This is a genomic window from Pseudoduganella violaceinigra DSM 15887 (assembly GCF_000425385.1).
GTDB classification, from domain to species: Bacteria; Pseudomonadota; Gammaproteobacteria; order Burkholderiales; family Burkholderiaceae_D; genus Rugamonas; species Rugamonas violaceinigra.
The window spans coordinates 22,343-39,559 of the sequence record NZ_AUDI01000021.1 but is presented as its reverse complement, the minus strand read 5'-3'; the positions used below and the strand labels follow the sequence as shown (position 1 = coordinate 39,559).

The 17,217-nt window shown below is 63.8% G+C and carries 11 protein-coding genes; 2 read left to right on the top strand and 9 right to left on the bottom strand.

Annotated features, from left to right (window positions below):
- Positions 1 to 34 precede the first annotated feature (34 nt).
- From H597_RS0114315 to H597_RS30900, 4 genes are all read right to left on the bottom strand, one after another.
- A complete protein-coding gene (locus H597_RS0114315) occupies positions 35 to 2,440 on the bottom strand; it encodes a zinc-dependent metalloprotease (protein WP_028102758.1) in 2,406 nt (801 codons plus the stop codon).
- Positions 2,441 to 2,443: 3 nt separating this feature from the next.
- Positions 2,444 to 4,615, bottom strand: a complete 2,172-nt coding sequence (locus tag H597_RS30905) for a prolyl oligopeptidase family serine peptidase (RefSeq protein ID WP_083941101.1) — start codon at positions 4,613 to 4,615, stop codon at positions 2,444 to 2,446.
- A 91-nt stretch (positions 4,616 to 4,706) separates the two neighbouring features.
- Positions 4,707 to 7,082: a putative bifunctional diguanylate cyclase/phosphodiesterase gene (locus H597_RS0114305; protein WP_028102757.1), complete on the bottom strand. Its 2,376-nt coding sequence runs from the start codon at positions 7,080 to 7,082 to the stop codon at positions 4,707 to 4,709.
- Positions 7,083 to 7,086: 4 nt separating this feature from the next.
- Entirely contained in the window at positions 7,087 to 7,725 is a 639-nt protein-coding gene (locus H597_RS30900) for a methylamine utilization protein (protein ID WP_051293791.1), read from the bottom strand.
- Between the two features lie 169 nt (positions 7,726 to 7,894).
- Between H597_RS30900 and H597_RS0114295 the strand changes: the two genes are divergently transcribed.
- Positions 7,895 to 8,503 carry a DUF5625 family protein gene (locus H597_RS0114295; protein WP_028102756.1) on the top strand — a complete coding sequence of 203 codons (609 nt, stop codon included), beginning with the start codon at positions 7,895 to 7,897 and terminating at the stop codon, positions 8,501 to 8,503.
- A 78-nt stretch (positions 8,504 to 8,581) separates the two neighbouring features.
- On the opposite strand, the gene H597_RS30895 is transcribed toward H597_RS0114295, so the two are convergent.
- The 4 genes from H597_RS30895 to H597_RS0114275 form a co-directional block, all read right to left on the bottom strand.
- The gene (locus H597_RS30895; RefSeq protein ID WP_051293790.1) at positions 8,582 to 9,553 is read right to left on the bottom strand and encodes a tetratricopeptide repeat protein; all 972 of its coding nucleotides are present in this window, start codon (positions 9,551 to 9,553) and stop codon (positions 8,582 to 8,584) included.
- A gap of 75 nt (positions 9,554 to 9,628) precedes the next feature.
- Complete coding sequence (locus H597_RS0114285; RefSeq protein ID WP_028102755.1) at positions 9,629 to 11,608, bottom strand: TonB-dependent receptor; 1,980 nt, start codon at positions 11,606 to 11,608, stop codon at positions 9,629 to 9,631.
- Positions 11,609 to 11,686: 78 nt separating this feature from the next.
- Positions 11,687 to 12,046 (bottom strand): hypothetical protein, encoded by a 360-nt coding sequence (locus H597_RS0114280; RefSeq protein ID WP_028102754.1) that lies wholly within the window; start codon positions 12,044 to 12,046, stop codon positions 11,687 to 11,689.
- A gap of 18 nt (positions 12,047 to 12,064) precedes the next feature.
- Positions 12,065 to 13,315: an Hsp70 family protein gene (locus tag H597_RS0114275; RefSeq protein ID WP_028102753.1), complete on the bottom strand. Its 1,251-nt coding sequence runs from the start codon at positions 13,313 to 13,315 to the stop codon at positions 12,065 to 12,067.
- A 159-nt stretch (positions 13,316 to 13,474) separates the two neighbouring features.
- Here H597_RS0114275 and H597_RS0114270 point away from each other — a divergent pair, with 159 nt between their 5' ends.
- Positions 13,475 to 14,566, top strand: coding sequence for a LacI family DNA-binding transcriptional regulator (locus H597_RS0114270; RefSeq protein ID WP_028102752.1), 1,092 nt, complete (start codon positions 13,475 to 13,477; stop codon positions 14,564 to 14,566).
- Between the two features lie 76 nt (positions 14,567 to 14,642).
- On the opposite strand, the gene cphA is transcribed toward H597_RS0114270, so the two are convergent.
- On the bottom strand, positions 14,643 to 17,213 hold the full coding sequence (gene cphA / locus H597_RS0114265) for a cyanophycin synthetase (RefSeq protein ID WP_028102751.1): 2,571 nt from the start codon (positions 17,211 to 17,213) through the stop codon (positions 14,643 to 14,645).
- Between the last annotated feature and the right edge of the window lie 4 nt (positions 17,214 to 17,217).

Sequence of the window (17,217 nt, the reverse complement as noted above, 5' to 3'; positions counted from 1 at the left end):
TTAATATTTTTGCAAATATTAACACAAGGCACTACTAAATTGGCGCTCCCGGTGGGACCACCGGCAAGGCCCGCAGCTTGAGGCTACGCGGATCGGCCAAGTAATGCAGCACATGTTCGGCAGCCTGGGCACGGCTGGCGGCAGTAGTGCCTTTCCCCGGGTTTGCTTTCAGCCAAGACACAAACGTACGCAATTGCTGGCGCAGGTCGGCGTCCACATTTGCGTGCAGCTTGCCGCAGTCCAGCGCCTGCAGCAAAGCGTCGAGGACCACCCAGTTGGCGGCCAGTTGCACCGCTTCGCCGCCAGCGACGCTGGCAGGGACGGCGCCGCGCTTCCAGCTGCGCGCCAGGGCTGCCTCAATGACTTCATCTACCCCGGGCATGGCCGCGTCCCGCGCGTGCTGCCAGTACAGGCGATTCAGCCTTCCCGCATCGAATAGGAAGCCGACTGTCTGCGCCGCACCGGATTCCGCAGCGGACAGCGCATCGAAAACAGCGTTCATACTGGTCCCGAAGTATTCCTTGCTACGCTCGAAACCAGTCGCAGGCGGCGTGAGCTGGTCGAGCACGCCCGCCGGCAAAGCCAGATATTCCGCACGCAAGGTGTCTGCCAGACGCGCGAGCCCTGCGCGCTGCGTGGCGGCCGATATGATCTTCACGCCCGAGGCAGCGCGGCCGGCGCGTATGTCCGCGCTGGTCGACGATTCATATTCGCCCCCGGCCAGCAGGCGGGCAAGGGCCTCACCCTGATAGCGCTGCAGCAAATAGACCGGAACCAGGCGCGCTTCCAGCTCGCCGGACTGGCGTTCATCCGGCAGCACATCGAGCGAGAAATTGCTCAAGGCACGGCTACGGATTGCGCCCAGTTGGTCCCATGTCTTCAAGGTGTCGGGGCCGAAATCCCACAGCAGCCCGTTGGGATGGGAAGCGCCCGCAGCGCGCGAGTCGTCGTCCGAAACATATTGCAGCCCGGCGGCCCGCGCCTCGCTGCGCAGCTGTGCCAGCGCTGCCGCTTCGGCTTCTCCGCTGCCAAAATCACCGTAAATGTACTTCACCATGTACTCGTCCCACGGGCCGACGCCAACGCCGTACGCATCCTGCAGGTCGATGCCGCCGTCGGCGCCCAGCTTCAGTACCGGGTGCGGATAGTCCATGACGGAGCCATTACCCTGCCGGCTTGCGGCAAAGTTGTGGGAGAAGCCGAGCGTATGCCCGACTTCGTGGGCGGCAAGCTGGCGCAGGCGCGCCAGCGCCATCTGCTCGGCGAGCCTGCGACGCTCCGCCGGGACGGATTTTCCGTATGGCGCCAGCAGGGCTTCAGCGATCAGGATGTCCTGCCGCACGCGCTGGGAGCCGAGGGTAACAGCGCCGCGAATGATCTCCCCCGTGCGCGGGTCCGTGACGGCATTCCCATACGACCAGCCGCGCGTGGCGCGGTGCACCCAGGTGATCACGTTGTAGCGGATATCGGCCGGATCGGCGCCTTCCGGCATCAGTTCAACGCGGAAGGCATCCTTGAAGCCCGCCTTTTCAAAGGCCGAAGCCCACCAGTGCGCGCCCTCCAGCAGCGCCGAGCGAACTGGCTCCGGCGCGCCGCGATCGAGATAATAGACGATCGGCTTGCCGCCCTTCTCCAGCCTGTGACGCAGCTGCCAACGTACATCGAGGCTGCTCGACAGAGGCGTCGCGAAGTCGTAGTAGCCGGTATCGATACCGCCGGAGAAGGGGTGGTAGCGGCGCGGGTGGTAGCCGCCGCCCGGCAGCCGCACCATGGAAATATGCTGGCGCATGGTCAGGCTGCTCGGATCGGCCGCCACCTGGCGCACATACTCTCCAGTGCCGGGGCCTGCAAACGTCAGCAAGGCCTCCAGTTCAATATTGTCCGGGAAAGCCTTCGCCTGGGCGGCGAGGACGGCACTGCGGCCCGGATCCACATGGTAGCCGCCTTGCTTGGTCTCGCCCAAGCGCTGCACGACGCCGTGCTGGTCCGCCAGCAGGAAACTGGAGAAGTCGACCAGTTGGCGCGCGCCGTCGCTGGCCAGGATTTCACCCGACCACAGTACGGCGCCTGCAAACGATTCCGCTACCGCATTGCGCTCATCGCGATCGGACGAACGCGCGACGAAACGGGTATTTTCCTGCACCAGGAACAGGCGGCTGCCGAATTTCTGGAAGCGGACAAGCCTGGCGCTACCGGCTTGCGCTCGGTCCAGACCTACATCGTTCGATCCCAGTCCGTCCGGAAGCGAGGTCGCCAGCAGGAAAGGCTGGTCCAGCTCCCGCACGGAGAGCAGCACCCGACCCTTGTCCGCGTCGCGCCACAACTCGATGAAGCCGGGCTGCAGCGTAAGCGACCGGGTCTGCTCCGCGAAAGTCTGGGGAGCTTCCGCCGCCGTGGCCGGCGCAAGCAGGACGGCCCATAGCAGCAGAAGCGCGCGCACGGCTTACTGTCCGCCGGCGGTGCTTGCCGGTGCGGCTGGCGACATGTCCAGGACGCGGGTCAGGAAGCCCCAGCGGTCGGCCACTTCCTCGATCAGCTTGGTGGTCGGCTTGCCCGCACCATGACCGGCCTTGGAATCGATGCGGATCAGGATAGGCGCAGCGCCGGCCTGCGCGGCCTGGGCGGCGGCGGCAAACTTGAAGCTGTGGGCCGGTACCACGCGGTCATCATGGTCGGCGGTCATGATCATGGTGGCCGGGTAGCAGCCGCCCTGCTTCAGGTTGTGCAGCGGCGAATACTTGACCAGCGCCTTGAATTCATCCGGATTGTCGGACGAGCCGAAGTCCGAAGTCCATGCCCAGCCGATGGTGAATTTCTGGAAGCGCAGCATATCCATCACGCCGACAGCAGGCAGCGCAGCGGCAAACAGGTCCGGGCGCTGGGTCATCGAGGCGCCGACCAGCAGGCCGCCATTGGAACCGCCGCCGATCGACAGTTTGGCCGGAGACGTGACCTTGTTTGCCACAAGCCATTCGGCGGCGCCGATAAAATCATCGAATACATTCTGCTTCTGCAGCTTGGTGCCGGCCTTATGCCATGCTTCGCCGTATTCGCCGCCGCCGCGCAGATTGGCCACCACATACACGCCGCCCATTTCAACCCAGGCCAGATTGGCCACGGAGAAGCTCGGGGTCATCGAGATATTGAAGCCGCCGTAGCCGTAAAGATAGGTCGGGTTGCTGCCATCCAGCTTCATGCCCTTCTTCGAAACGATGAACATCGGCACTTTGGTGCCGTCCTTGCTGGTGTAGAAGACCTGGCGCGTATCGAAGGCATTCGGGTCGAAGTCGACCTTAGGCTGTCGGTAGATACTCGACTTGCCGGTCTTCATATCCAGGCGGTAGATAGTGGTCGGCGTAGTGAAGCTGGTGTAGGAGTAGAAGGTTTCCGTATCGCTCTTCTTGCCCGCAAAGCCGCTGGCCGCGCCCAGGCCCGGCAGCGCGATCTCGCGCAGCGGCTTGCCTTTCAGGTCGAATACCTTGACGGCGCTGTGCGCATCGCTCAGGTAGTTCAATACCAGCTGCTTGTTGACGATGCTGGCCGCGGTCAGGGTTTGCGCGGCTTCGGGCACGATTTCCTCCCAGTTCTCGCGGCCTGGCTTGCGGATGTCAATGGCGATGATGCGCGAGCGCGGTGCGTCCTTGTCGGTCAGGAAGTAGAACACCGGGCCGTCGTTGTCGATGAAATCGTACGCCGCGTCGAATGCCTCCAGCAGGCCCACCACTTGCGCATCCTTCGCCTTCAGGTCCTTGAAGAAGACGCGGTTTTTATGTTCCGTGCCGTGCGAGCCATTGATCAGCAGGTAGCGGCCGTCATCGGTCACTTCCGCGCCGAAGCCCCACTCCTTCTGGTCCGGACGATCATAGGCGAGGACGTCGGCGCCCTGCGCAGTGCCCAGTTTGTGGAAATACACTTTCTGGAAGTAGTTCACCCCGGCCAGCTTGCTTTCCTCGGTCGGCTCGTCGTAGCGGCTGTAGTAGAAGCCGGAACCGTCGGCTGCCCAGGCGGTGTTGGAGAACTTGACCCATTTGATGTGGTCGGCCATATCCTTGCCGGTTTCGATGTTGCGCACCTTGATTTCATTCCAGTCGGAGCCGGATGCGGCGGTGCTATACGCCATGAATTTGCCGTTCGGGCTTACCGCCATGCCGGCCAGCGCCACGGTGCCGTCAGCTGCCAGCGTGTTCGGGTCCAGCAGCACACGCGGGGTCTCGGAGAGATTTTTGGCGGTGTACAGGACTGCCTGGTTCTGCAAGCCGTCATTGCGGCTGTAGAAATAGCGGCCGCCCTTCTTGTAGGGCACGCCGTAACGCTCATAGTTCCACAACTTGGTCAGGCGTGCCTTGATCGCTTCGCGCTGAGGGATCTGGGCCAGCCAGGCTTGCGTGACTTTATTCTGCTCGACCACCCAGGCCTTCGTCTCATCGCTATTGGCGTCTTCCAGCCAGCGGTAAGGATCGGCCACCATGGTGCCGTGATAATTATCCTGCTGCTCGACTTTCTTCGTCACGGGATAAGCGACTGCCGGCGCGCCCGCCGGGCAGGTCTGGGCCAAAGCTTGTGCGGAGAATGCGGCGATCAGGGAAAGAGCAAGGGTAGCGCGCTTGAAGGGCATTTGTCGTCCATGGAGTAGTTATGAATGCGGCAAGGATCATAACTTGAACTTTGACAAATAAGTAATTCTCAAAAAGACTTTGTGCCGCTGATTATTCGGCCAGGGCAGGCGCTTTCCAGTTTTCGAACCACGCCGCCATCTCGCCGGCCGGCATCGGTCGGCTCATGAAATAGCCCTGGCCCTGGTCGCATCCCATCTCGGCCAGGATATTCCAGGCGGCTTCGCTCTCGATGCCTTCGGCCACCACGCGCAAGCCCATATTGTGGCCAAGGTCGATGGTCGAGCGCACGATTTTGGCGTCGCCCACGTCGTTCACCATATTCAGTACAAACGATTTATCAATTTTCAGTTCGTCGACCGGCAAACGTTTCAAGTAGGCCAGCGAAGAATAGCCTGTGCCGAAATCGTCAATCGACAAGTCGCAGCCCATGCCGTGCAGGCGTTCCAGCGTCTGCTGGGCGCGCACGGGGTCGTCCATGATGGCGCTTTCGGTGATCTCCAGGCAAAACGCGCCCGGCGAAACCTGGTGGCGCATGAAGATCTCGCCGACCTTGAACGGCAAGTCCTGGTCCAGCAGGTCGCGCGTCGAGAGGTTCACCGAGACCTTCAGGTGGATGCCCTTCTGCGCCAGCGAATGGCACAGCTCGGCCGAACGTTCCAGCACCCACTGCGTCATCACGCGGATAAAGCCGGTCTGCTCCGCGAAGGGGATGAACTGGTCGGGGAAGACGTTGCCGCGCACCGGGTGCTGCCAGCGCACCAGCGCTTCCATGCCGACCACGCGGCCGGTCGACAGCGTCACTTTCGGCTGCACGAATAGGCGCAACTCATTGTCTTCCACCGCCCGGCGCAGTTCCGTCAGGAGCGACAGGCTTTGCTGGCTTCCCTTGTCGATCGATTCCTCGTAGACCACCGCCCCTTCGTTACGCTGCTTGGCGGTGTACATGGCGATCTCGGATTTGCCCAGCAGCTCTTCGCCATCCAAGCCATGGTCGGGGAAACCGGCAATGCCGATGCCGGCGCCGATATCGACCATCTGCTCGTCGAGCGACAGCGGCGATTCCAGCGCCTGCAGTACTTCCGACGCCACCACCACCGCCTGCCCCAGGTCGGAGCCCGGCAGCAGCACGGCGAATTCGTCGCCCCCCAGCCGCGCCACCTGAGCCGGATGGCGGCGGTTGGCCAGCTTTTGCAACAGCCGCCCGGCCACCTGCTTCAGCAAGGCGTCGCCGAAGCTGTGCCCCATGACGTCATTGACGTGTTTAAACCGGTCGAGGTCCATCATCAGCACGTACACCGAGCCGGCGCGCTTGCGCGCCTCGGCGATCGCATCATTCAGCATGAGCAGGAACTGTGCCCGATTCGGCAGGTTCGTCAGGGGATCCCAATACGCCAGGCGGCGGATTTCCTGCTCGCGTTTGGCGATACCGTCGCGCATGCTGCCGAACGCTTGCGCCAGTTCGCCGATTTCGTCGGCGCGGGAAGTGGCGATGTTCACCTTGTAGTCGCCCTGCTCCAGCTTTTTGGCCGTGTCGGCCAGCTGCCGCAAAGGCTGCGCGATCCGCTTCGCGGTGATCACGCTGGCCACGGCGCAGACAAACATGCCGGCCACTGTCAACCCGATCAGCCAGCGCTCCAGGCGCGCATATTCAGCCGTCGCCTCGTCGATCGAGCGCCCCAGCATGGCGACGGCTGCATGACCGTCGTCGATCCCGATCGCCGTCATGCGAACGCTGAGCCTGTCGCCGCCGATATCGACATCGAAAGCATCGGACGGCGTAGCGCCCATGTTTTGCAACTGCGCCATGACCCTGTTAACGGCGGCCGGCGCCAGGCTGGATGCGACCGGCAGCCAATGCCCGTGCGGGTCGCGCGTCAACAGCAAGGTTTGCAGCGCCGTGGTTTCCTGCATGTCGCGCGCCAAGCGCTCGTCCAGAGGAAATGCCATCACAACAAAGCCTATCGTCACCGGCGCCTTCACCGGCACCACGACGATCTGGTAAGGCAGGCGTTCAACGATGGCGATGCCGTTGGCGCCGTCCAACTGCGAAGCCTTCTCCAGCATGTTCATGACCATATGTTCGAGGCCCGCCGCCTGCGCATCGCTGGTCGACGCGACCACCTTGCGGCCCGGACTGACCAGCATGGTCATGGATGCATTGATGCGCCGGCCGTGGTTGGCCAATGCCGATTCGATGGTGGCGCGGTCGCCCTCATCGGTGTTGCCGATGGCCGCGAGGAAACCGGCATCGCGCGACAGCAGCCTGGCGCCATTGCGCAGGTTTTGCGCATTCTGCTCCATCAGGCGGGCAAAGACCTTGGCGCCATTGACAAGCTCGGACGCGATCGCCGTACGGGCATTGCTGTTGATGCCGCGCTGGATCACCACCAGTCCCACCAGCTGCACCACGATCAGCAGCACCAGGAACAAGGTGACGATACGGCTTTCGAGGCTACGGAATCGCATGGCGTCAGTACGCGGGAGTGTCCGGGTCGGTTGAGGGCGGCTTCAGCGTCATCTTGAAACTGGCGCTGGCCGCCGCATCGCCCAGGCGCAGCGCCTGCTCCTGGGCATTGCCGCCCACGATATCGGGGTGCCAGGCCTTCAGCACATATTTGCCGGCCGGCGCTTCCACCACCACCGCACCGCTGGCGTCCGTCTTGCCGAAGTACGGGGTATCGACCACCCGCACATAGGCGATCATCTTGTCGTGGATATTGCAGCCCAGGACCACGGTACCCGGTTTGTCGAAGCTCTGCGGTTCCGCCGTCGTGCCGCTATACAGTTTCTGGTCGAATTTATGCGGCGCGGAGAAGGAATAGATATGGTGGCGCACCCGGTCGTTATTCGGGAAGTAGATCTTGCTGCCAGTCTGGACCACGGTCACCAAGGGCACGAACTTCAAGCCTTTCTGGCTGATTTCGCCGGCCTTTTGCGCTTTGGGCAACTGCTGGCCGCCATCGGCCTCCAGGTAGACCACGGCGTCCGCCACCGGCTTGCCGCCGTTATCGGTCACCTGCACGGTAATTCCGCCCGCAGCCGCGGCGGCGGCGCCTGCGCAGAGGAAGGCCGCCAATGCGGCGGAACGGCTAATGAGCTGGCTCGGCATCGTTCTCGGTCAAGGACGTGGAAGCTTATTGTAACGCCAAACAGTGTTTCCGGCATTCATCACGTTGTCGCAACGACGGTCCTGACTCCCGAGTCTGCCATGTTTTGCGCCCGCCATCGCCTGCGCGTCGATGCGAAGAAACAAACAAAAAAGATACAAGGCAACATCCTTGCAGGATGCATTCCTCGCTTCCCTGGTCTATATTGAATCCATGGGCCCCTTCATCTTCAGCATGTGCCAGAAACCCATCGTCGGCTTGGCGATGGCATCGGCCGCGCTGTGCGATTTCCCGTCGCTCATCAAGGATGTGCACGTCAAGCTGGACGAAGCCGGCACGGTCGTCACCACGGAAGTGGAGGTGCCGGTAGACCTCAGCTATTTCCTGCTGCTGGAAATGAGCAATCCCGCAGGCGATTCGCTGAACAAGCAGGAAGTGGCAATCCTCGGCGAGCGCCGCCTTGAAGATTGCGGCGACACGTCCGACCTCGACAAAGTACCGAAGAAGGACCGCGCCAGCTATGGCCGGCCAATGGCCTTCAAGGTCGAAGTCCGGCACAAACCTGACAATGCGCTGGTGCATTCACGCCTGGTCAACACCTTGTGCGTGGCCAGCAAATGGGCCAACCAGCGTTCGCGCAACCTGGGAAATATCGCCCTGACACGCGGAAGCTATAGCATCCGTATCGAGAACGTCGCGGCGCAGGCAGGGCTTGAAAACCTGAGCGCCAACCTGGCCTTGATGCCGGCAATCGAACGCCCGCTCACCGCGCAACGCTGAACGTGCCGTATTCATGCACGGCCTGCAGCGTGTCGCCTTCGATCACAAAGGCCTCGCGCAGCTTGCGCCGGCACGGCTTCAGCGCGGACTGTGGCGAGCATCCGGCACACGAAAATAGGGACGGACCGTTTCATCAAAATCAATGCTGCCGTGGAACTGCTCGTCAGGCAATGCCACCTCGGCTGCGCCGTCGCGCAAGCCTGCCAGATTATGCCGGGCCAGCGCGTGTCCCTGGGCCGCGGCCCGGCGATACCAGCGCAGCGCCTCGTTATCGTCCTGTTGCACGCCTTGCCCGGTCGCATACAGCACGCCCAGATTGTTCTGGGCCGCGGCATCGCCTTTTTCAGCCGCGCTGCGATACCAGCGCACCGCGCGCACCAGGTCGCGCTGCACGCCGTCGCCGATCGAATACAGGACGCCGACGCTGAACTGGGCCTGGGCCGAGCCCCCTTCGGCGGCCAGGCTGTACCACATCAGGGCCTGCGCCGTATCGCGCACGACGCCCGTGCCGTGGGCATACATGCTGCCGAGCAGGCACTGGGCGTGGATTTCGCCGCGCACGGCTGCCTTGCGCAGCCAGGCTTGCGCCAGCTCGCAATTGGCCGCCACGCCGCGCCCGTTCAGATAGGCTTCGCCGAGCAAGGCCTGGGCGCTGGAGACGCCCTGCTCCGCGGCACGGCTGAACCAGCGCGCCGCCGTCTCTTCGTCAACGGGGACGCCGCGCCCACGACGGTACAGTTGCCCCATGTTTTGCTGTGCCGCCGGGTCGCCCTGGCGGGCGGCGCGCCGGAACCAGTAAGCCGCTTCGGCATCGTTGCCGCCCGTACCGTCGCCTCTGTAGTACATGGCGCCCAGCTGGTTCTGGGCGAACGCCAGGCCTTGTAGGGCCGCCATGCGCATCCAGCTGAACGCCTGGCGCTGGTCGGGATCGACGCCCTGTCCATTTTTGTAGAGAAGCGCCAGGTTGAACTGGGCGTAGGGATCGCCCCGCTGGGCGGGGCCAAGGAACCACCGGAAGATGCGCTCCCGGTCTGCAACGCGTTTGCCCATCGCCGCCTCCCACACCTTAGTTTGTTAGCTAAAGTATAAGAAGCGACTCCAGGCCACCTTTGATTTTGCGCAAACTCAGAACTTGGCGCGCACGCCGAAGACGAAGCTGCGGCCTGGCAAAGGCGAGACATCCTTCAGGATCGAGGTCGAGACGCGCACCTCGTCGTTCAGCAGGTTTTTCGCCAGCATGAACCATGTCAGGTCCATGTCGTGCAGCTTCTGCGTGTACGAGAGATTTGCGTTCAGCTGATTGTAGGAGCCGGTCGGGCTGGTCTCGAACGAAGCCAGGCGGTCCTGGGCCCGGGCATGGATCCAGGTTGCGCCGGCGCGCCAGTTCGGCGTGCGGTAGCCGATGGTGGCGCCAACGCGCGCAGCCGGCTGCAACGGCAGGCTTCCCGCATGCTTCAAGTCGCCATGCGAGGTGTCGGCGAACAGGCGCCCGTTCAGGCCCATGGCCAGCGGGTTGTATTCGATCTCCGCTTCGGCGCCGCGTACGGTAGCGTCGCCCTGGCTGAAGATGCGCTCGCGGAACTGGCTGCCGTCATTGCCCGCCTCATCGACCATGCGGCCGGTGACATGGCCGTAGATGAAGTCGGAAATGCTGTTGTGGAACAAATTGGCTTTCCAGCGTACCAGGCCGGCAGTCTTCTGCAGCGAGAACTCGATATTGCGCGAGGTCTCCTTGCGCAGGTTGGCATCGCCGAGGTCGAAGGTGATGGTGGCATCGTGCGGGCCGCCGGAATACAGCTCTTCGGTCGACGGCGCACGCTGGGCGCGCGACAGCGTCACGCCGGTCGCATAGCCGGGCATGAACGACCACAGTCCGCCCAGGGCGCCGCTTTGCAGGCCGAAGGAGCGGTCGATGCCGGTCACCGGCTCACGCTTCACACGCTCCAGGCGCAGGCCGGCGTTGACACGCACCGGTCCCCATTCTTTTTCCTCGACCAGGAAGCCGGCCGTGGAGTCGGACCGCGTGGCCGGCACGGTATCCGGCCCGCCCCGGGCGCTGGTGGCGGAGAAGTGCGTCAGCTCGGTCTGCACGCCAAAGGTGCCGTGCCAGCCGCTGATCGCCTGGTGCACCGCCTCGGCGCGGGTTTCCAGCGCGCGGTTCTTGAACTTCACTTCCGGCTCGCCGTCTTCGCCCAGCTCCGCATGGTGGTAGTCGGTATAGCCGGCCTTGAACTTGGCCGATTCCAGGCCTGGCAAAGGATTCTTGAACAGGCTGTCGAAGTCGTAGCGGGTCTGATGCTGGTCGATGGTCGAACCTTCCTCGCTCGGCACGCTGTACTTGTTGTCCAGTCCCGAGACGGAAGCGCCGACATAGCCCCAGCTGTCGATGTAGGAACCGCCAAAGCCGGCGCCCTTTTCCCTGGTGCCCGAATGCGGCAGGCGGCCGGACGCCGAATCCGGGTCGCCCTCAACGCGGTTGCCGGGAATCTTGTAGTCGCCCGAGCGGCGGCTGTTGGCATCGAGGTGCAAGGCCAGCTTGCCGATGGCGCCGTCGATGGTGCCGGAGGTGGCGTTGCCATTGTCGACCGTGCTGTAGCGCGCTTCGGCCTGGCCGGTCAGCTTCGGCTCCAGCGCAGGCGGAATGCGCTCGTTGACCACATTGACCAGGCCACCGATCGCGCCCGAACCATACATCAGCGAGGCCGGGCCGCGCAGGATTTCGATCTGGTGCGCCACGGCGCCTTCGGCCGACACCGCGTGGTCGTTCGACAGGCCGGAAACGTCGGAAACTGCCATGCCGTTTTCCAGCATTTTCACCCGGGCGCCTTCCAGCCCGCGGATGATCGGGCGCGACGAGCCGGCGCCAAAGGCCGACGAGGACACGCCCAGTTCGGACGACAGCGTCTCGCCAAGGGAGTTCGCGACCTTGTCGCGCAATTCATCGCCGGAAAGCACTTTGGCCGGCAGCAGGATTTGTTCGGTTTCGCCCTTGTGGAAAGGATTGGCGGTGACAACGACCTTGGTCACCTCGCCTTCTTCGGCGCAGGCAATGGCGGATACGGCGGACAGGACTGCGCCTGCCAGCAAGGAATACTTGAAGTTCATAGGACTACCTCTGGATACGACAAACGTTAAGCGGCCGCGGCGCACGGCCGCAGCGGCTGCATGGAGCACTACGTTGTGTCAGACCAGGGGCGGAGCGCGGGAGTCGTAGGCGCGAGCAGTACGCGCGCCAAGCAGCTGCGGCAAGGCGACGCCGGCTTGCGGCGCGCTGTAGTCGAGCGGAAGGAAACTGAAGTTCGGCGTATGGATCGCCGTTGCCAGCGAGGCGAAGGCAGCGCACTGGCTGCAATTGTGGTCCAGTGCCAGACCGGCACTCAGGCCGGCGCTTAGGCCATCGTCCGCCTCGGCAACAAGCTGCTGCTCGCTGGTCTGGCGGACATCGGTCCAATGCGACAGGGCGTGCAAAATCCCCAGCTGCTGGGACATGACCAGCAGCACGGCAAGCAGCAAGTGCAGGATTTGGCGGTTCGCTTTTTTCACGACGGCTATTTAAGCATTTTAAGCAAACTTGCGCAATGCATCACGTGCAAGGCCGGCGCCGATACTGCCGAAAAGATCGCCCTCGACCTTGCGCGCACCCGGCACCAGCGCCGCGATGCGCTCGCGCAGCAAGCGCACGCCGCTGGAACCACCGGTGAAGAAAATGGTGTCGACCTGGTCCGGCTGCACGCCGGCATCGGCCAGCAGCTGGGTCACGGTGGCGCCGACGCTGGCGACCAGGTGATCCACCGCGACGTCGAAGCCCGCGCGCGTCACGTCGAGCATTACCGGCGGCGCAAAACGCTCCAGGTCCAGTTGCACGCTGTCCGCGCCGGACAGGCCGATCTTCGCCTCTTCCACCTTGAGTGCCAGCCAGTGGCCGGAGCGCTCCTCGATCAGGTGCTGCAAGCGCTCCAGCCTGGCCGGTTCGCGCACGTCGCGGATCATTTCCGTCAACTGGGACTGCATTTTGCGGGTGTAGGCCTGGTTGATGGTGTGCCAGGTCGCCAGATTGAAGAAGTAGCTGGACGGCACTTCGGCGCCGCTGCGGAACTGGCTGCCATACCCCAGCAGCGGCATGACGCTTGCCAGGCTCAGGTATTTATCGAAATCGGTACCGCCGATGTGCACGCCGCCGGTGGCGAGAATATCGCCGGCGCGCTCGGTGCGGGCGACGCGGTCGGGACCCAGGCGCACCAGGGTGAAGTCGGACGTCCCGCCGCCAATGTCGGCGATCAGGACCAGCTCTTCGCGGTCGATCTGGGACTCGTATTCAAATGCCGCCGCAATCGGTTCGAACTGGAAGGCCACCTCGCGGAAACCAACACTGCGTGCGATCTCGGCCAGGGTATCCTCCGCCAACTGGTCGGCGGCCTTGTCGTCGTCGATGAAATGCACCGGACGCCCCATGACCACGTGCTCGAAACGGCGCCCTGCGGCGCTTTCGGCGCGGCGTTTCACTTCGCCGATGAACTGCGACAGCAGCAGGCGGAAAGGCAGTGCACGCCCGCCCACCTCGGTCTGGCCGTCGATCAGGCTGGTGCCCAGCAGGCTTTTCAGGGAACGCATCAGGCGGCCTTCGCAGCCGGCCAGGTATTCGGCCAGCGCGGCGCGGCCATAGCTGGTTTGTTCGTCTTCCGCATTGAAGAACACCACCGACGGCAATGTCATTTTGCCATCTTCAAGTTCCAGCATGATCGATTGGCCTGGGCGCACCCATCCTACGGTGGAGTTGGAAGTGCCAAAGTCGATGCCGCAAGCCTGAGCCATCTTAATCATCCGAAAACCAAAAGGGGCGGTATTTTACCAGAGCCCGGCGCGGCTGGCGCACCACATCCGAGAGTGGGAAGTCGAGGCAAACAATTGCCATGTGGTAAGATGATAGATTATTTTCAAAAACGCAAGCTATTCAGCCGCCGCACCGCATCAATGCCCCCGACCAAGCAACAACCCGCCGTTCCCCTCGCCGAGCAAAAGGCCATCATCCTCCGGGAAGGACGCCGCGTCACGTCCTATGATGTCGCACTCGTGGCGGGCGTCTCGCAGTCGGCCGTGTCGCGTTGTTTCAAGCCGGGCGCCAGCTTTTCCAAGGCCACCTACGCGCGCGTCATGAAGGCGGCCGAAAGCTTGGAATACATCCCGAATGCGGCGGCGCGCAGCCTGATCACGCGCCGCACCAACGTCATCGCGATCGTGGTTTCCCATTCCAGCCTGCTGTACGACCCAGCGGCACTGTCGGAGCTCAGCCAGCAGCTGAACCGGCGCGGCAAACGCGCCCTGCTCTTCACCATGCAGCATGAGGGCGAGATCGAGAGCATCCTGACCGACGTCTGGCAATTCCAGGTCGATGGCGTGATTGCCGCATCCAGGCTGAGCGAGGCGCATGTGGCGGAATTCAAACGCCGCAAGGTGCCGCTGGTGGTGTTCAACCGCCATCTGCGCGACATCGAGGTGAATACGGTCCTGTGCGACCAGTATGAGGCCAGCCGCGCCCTGGTCACCCGGCTGGCCGCTGCCGGCCATCGCCAGTTCGCCCTGATTGGCGGGCCGGAGCAGAACTCGGTGGCGATCGAACGCCTGCGCGGCGCGCTGGACCGGATCGAGGAACTGGGCTTGCCGCCGGCGCCGGTCTTCCATGGCCGCTTCGACTACAACAGCGGCGTGGCCGGACTGCATGAGCTGATCGCAAGGATCGGCGCGGTGCCAGATGCAGTGATCTGCGGAAATGACCCGATGGCGATGGGCTGCGTCGATGCGGCGCGCCAGCATTTGCATATCGATGTGCCGTCGCAGATGTCGGTGGTCGGCTGCGACGCGGTGGAAGGGTCGAACTGGCTGAGCTATGAACTGACCACGCTGCGCCAGCCGCTGCACAGGATGGCGGTGGCCACGGCCGATTTGATCTGCAAACTGATTGAGGCCGAAGGCTTTATGGAGCCGGAGAAACGCGTGTTCGCGGCGCAGTTTGTGGAGGGAGAAACGGCGCGGCTGACGGCGCCGCGGGCGACGCTGGCGGCCTGAAAACCGGTAAACCAGGGTCAGACCCGAGGGTCTGACCCCGTCTGCTCAGGGGGCGCCGAGCGGATTCATGCCGGTTTCAGCCGGCAGCAATCCGCTTGGCGATATGCGCCAGCGACTCTTCCACTTGGTCCACCAGGATCAGGCACAGGTCGCCATCCTGCAGGCGGTCCATGGCGGCATCGATCGCGATGAATTCACCGGTGATTTCATCGACCTTGGTGGTACGGGTCGCGCCTTGCAGGCCTTCGCGCAGCAGCCGCACCACTTCACCGTCGGCACGGCCACGCTGGCAGGCATCCTGGTACAGCACAACGTCGTCAAACGCCTTGCCGAGAATCTCGGTCTGCTCGCGGATATCCTGGTCGCGGCGGTCGCCGGCGCCGGAGATCACCACCGAGCGGCGTTTCGCCGGCATGGCATCCACCGCCTTCACCAGTGCCAGCATCGCATCCGGGTTATGGCCGTAGTCGGCAATCACGGTCGCACCGCGGTATTTGAAGAGATTGAAACGGCCCGGCGCATTGTGGCTGTCGGTGGTGAAGGTCAGCAGGCCGCGGCGGATCGAATCCCAATCGATGCCGGCTGCCCAGGCTGCGGCCACGGCGGCCATGGTGTTTTCCACCTGGAAGCCGATGGTGCCGTTGAAGGTGATCGGCACGTCCGACAGCGAAATACGCTGCTCGTTCTTGCCTTCCACCGCCACCAGCTGGTTGTTTTCCACGTACACGGTACGCTTGCCCTGCGCCAGATGGGTCGCCACCACCGGATGGTAGCGGTCGGCGCCGAAGAAGATCACCTTGCCCTTGCACTTGGCGGCCATGGCAGCCACGATCGGGTCGGTCGCATTCAGCACGGCATAGCCATGCTCGTCGACGTTCATGACGATCACGCGTTTCAGCACCGCCAGGTCTTCCACGGTGGTGATGTAATTCAGGCCCAGGTGGTCGCCGGCGCCGATATTGGTCACCACCGCCACCTTGCAGCGGTCGTAGGCCAGGCCTTCGCGCAGGATGCCGCCGCGGGCGGTTTCGAACACGGCAGCATCGACGTCAGGATGCTGCAGCACATTGCGCGCCGAGCGCGGGCCGGAACAGTCGCCGGAATCGATCTGGCGGCCGTTGACGTACACGCCGTCGGTGTTGGTCATGCCCACGCGCAGGCCGGAAGCCGCGATAAGGTGGGCAGCCAGGCGCACGGTGGTGGTCTTGCCGTTGGTGCCGGTCACGGCCACCACCGGGATACGGCCATCTTCGCCTTCCGGGAACATGGCGTTGACGATCGCCTCGCCGATCGGGCGCGGCTTGCCGTAGGACGGCGACAGGTGCATGCGCAGGCCAGGCGCGGCATTCACTTCCACCACGCCGCCATTCTGTTCTTCGATAGGACGCAGCACGGAATCGCACACCACGTCGACGCCGCAGATATCCAGGCCGATCATTTGCGCCGCTTCCACCGCGCGTGCCGCCACTTCAGGGTGCACGTCATCGGTCACGTCGGTGGCGGAGCCCCCGGTCGACAGGTTGGCGTTATTTCGCAGCACCACGCGCTGGCCGATTGGCGGCACGGAGTCGGCCGCCAGGCCTTGCAGCGCCAGGCGCGCCAGGGCGATATCGTCGAAACGGATCTTGGTCAGGGCGGTACCGTGGCCGGTGCCGCGGCGCGGGTCGGCATTGACGATGTCGACCAGCTCGCGCACCGAGTGCACGCCGTCGCCCACCACGTGCGGAGGATCGCGGCGCGCCGCGGCGATCAGCTTGTTGCCGATCACCAGCAGGCGGAAGTCGTGGCCGGCCAGGAAGCGCTCGACCATGATGTCGTCGCGGAATTCCTTGGCGGCGTTGTAGGCGGCGATGGTCTGCTCGCGGGTGGTGATGTTGACCGTCACGCCCTTGCCCTGATTGCCGTCCTTCGGCTTGACCACGACCGGCAGGCCGATTTCCAGCGCGGCTTTCCACGCGTCTTCCGCGTCGACGGCGGTGCGGCCGACCGGCACCGGCACGCCGGCGGCGTCCAGCAGCTTCTTGGTCAGTTCCTTGTCCTGCGCGATGGTTTCGGCGATCGCGCTGGTGGTGTCCATCTCAGCGGCCTGGATGCGGCGCTGCTTGGAGCCCCAGCCAAAACTCACCATCGAGCCTTCGGTCATGCGGCGGAAAGGAATCTTGCGCGCCACGGCGGCATACACGATGGAGCCGGTCGACGGGCCAAGGCGCACGTCCTCGTCCAGTTCGCGCAGTTCATGCAGCGCGGCAGCCAGGTCAAATGGCGCATCTTCCATGGCGGCTTTGCACAGTTTCTCGGCCCACTCCATGGCCAGGCGGCCCACCGCTTCTTCCGTGTACTCGACCACGGTCTGGTAAATACCGTCTTCCAGCGTCTGGGTGGTGCGGCTGAAGGTCACCGGACAGCCGGCTTCGGCCTGCAGGCCCAGGGCCGCCAGTTCCAGCACGTGCGCCATCGGGATGGTGTCCGCGTGGCCGTCCGGCTGCAGCTGCGCCAGGCGCGGGAAGCGGGTGCGCAGGCGCACTTCGAAACCAGGGATCTTGTCGACGGAGCGTTCTTCCGGCGTGCAGGAGACGATGGCTTCAACAGCCGTATGGTGGCTCCACAGATTTGGGCCGCGCAGTGCGCGGAGGCGAATAACTTCCATTCCT

Excerpts from the sequence above, each read along its gene's own strand:
- H597_RS30895 (WP_051293790.1), bottom strand. The coding sequence starts at position 9,553 with ATGGGCAAACGCGTTGCAGACCGGGAGCGCATCTTCCGGTGGTTCCTT.
- H597_RS0114305 (WP_028102757.1), bottom strand. The coding sequence starts at position 7,082 with ATGCGATTCCGTAGCCTCGAAAGCCGTATCGTCACCTTGTTCCTGGTG.
- H597_RS30900 (WP_051293791.1), bottom strand. The coding sequence starts at position 7,725 with ATGCCGAGCCAGCTCATTAGCCGTTCCGCCGCATTGGCGGCCTTCCTC.
- cphA (WP_028102751.1), bottom strand. The coding sequence starts at position 17,213 with ATGGAAGTTATTCGCCTCCGCGCACTGCGCGGCCCAAATCTGTGGAGC.
- H597_RS0114285 (WP_028102755.1), bottom strand. The coding sequence starts at position 11,608 with ATGAACTTCAAGTATTCCTTGCTGGCAGGCGCAGTCCTGTCCGCCGTA.
- H597_RS30905 (WP_083941101.1), bottom strand. The coding sequence starts at position 4,615 with ATGCCCTTCAAGCGCGCTACCCTTGCTCTTTCCCTGATCGCCGCATTC.
- H597_RS0114270 (WP_028102752.1), top strand. The coding sequence starts at position 13,475 with ATGCCCCCGACCAAGCAACAACCCGCCGTTCCCCTCGCCGAGCAAAAG.
- H597_RS0114275 (WP_028102753.1), bottom strand. The coding sequence starts at position 13,315 with ATGGCTCAGGCTTGCGGCATCGACTTTGGCACTTCCAACTCCACCGTA.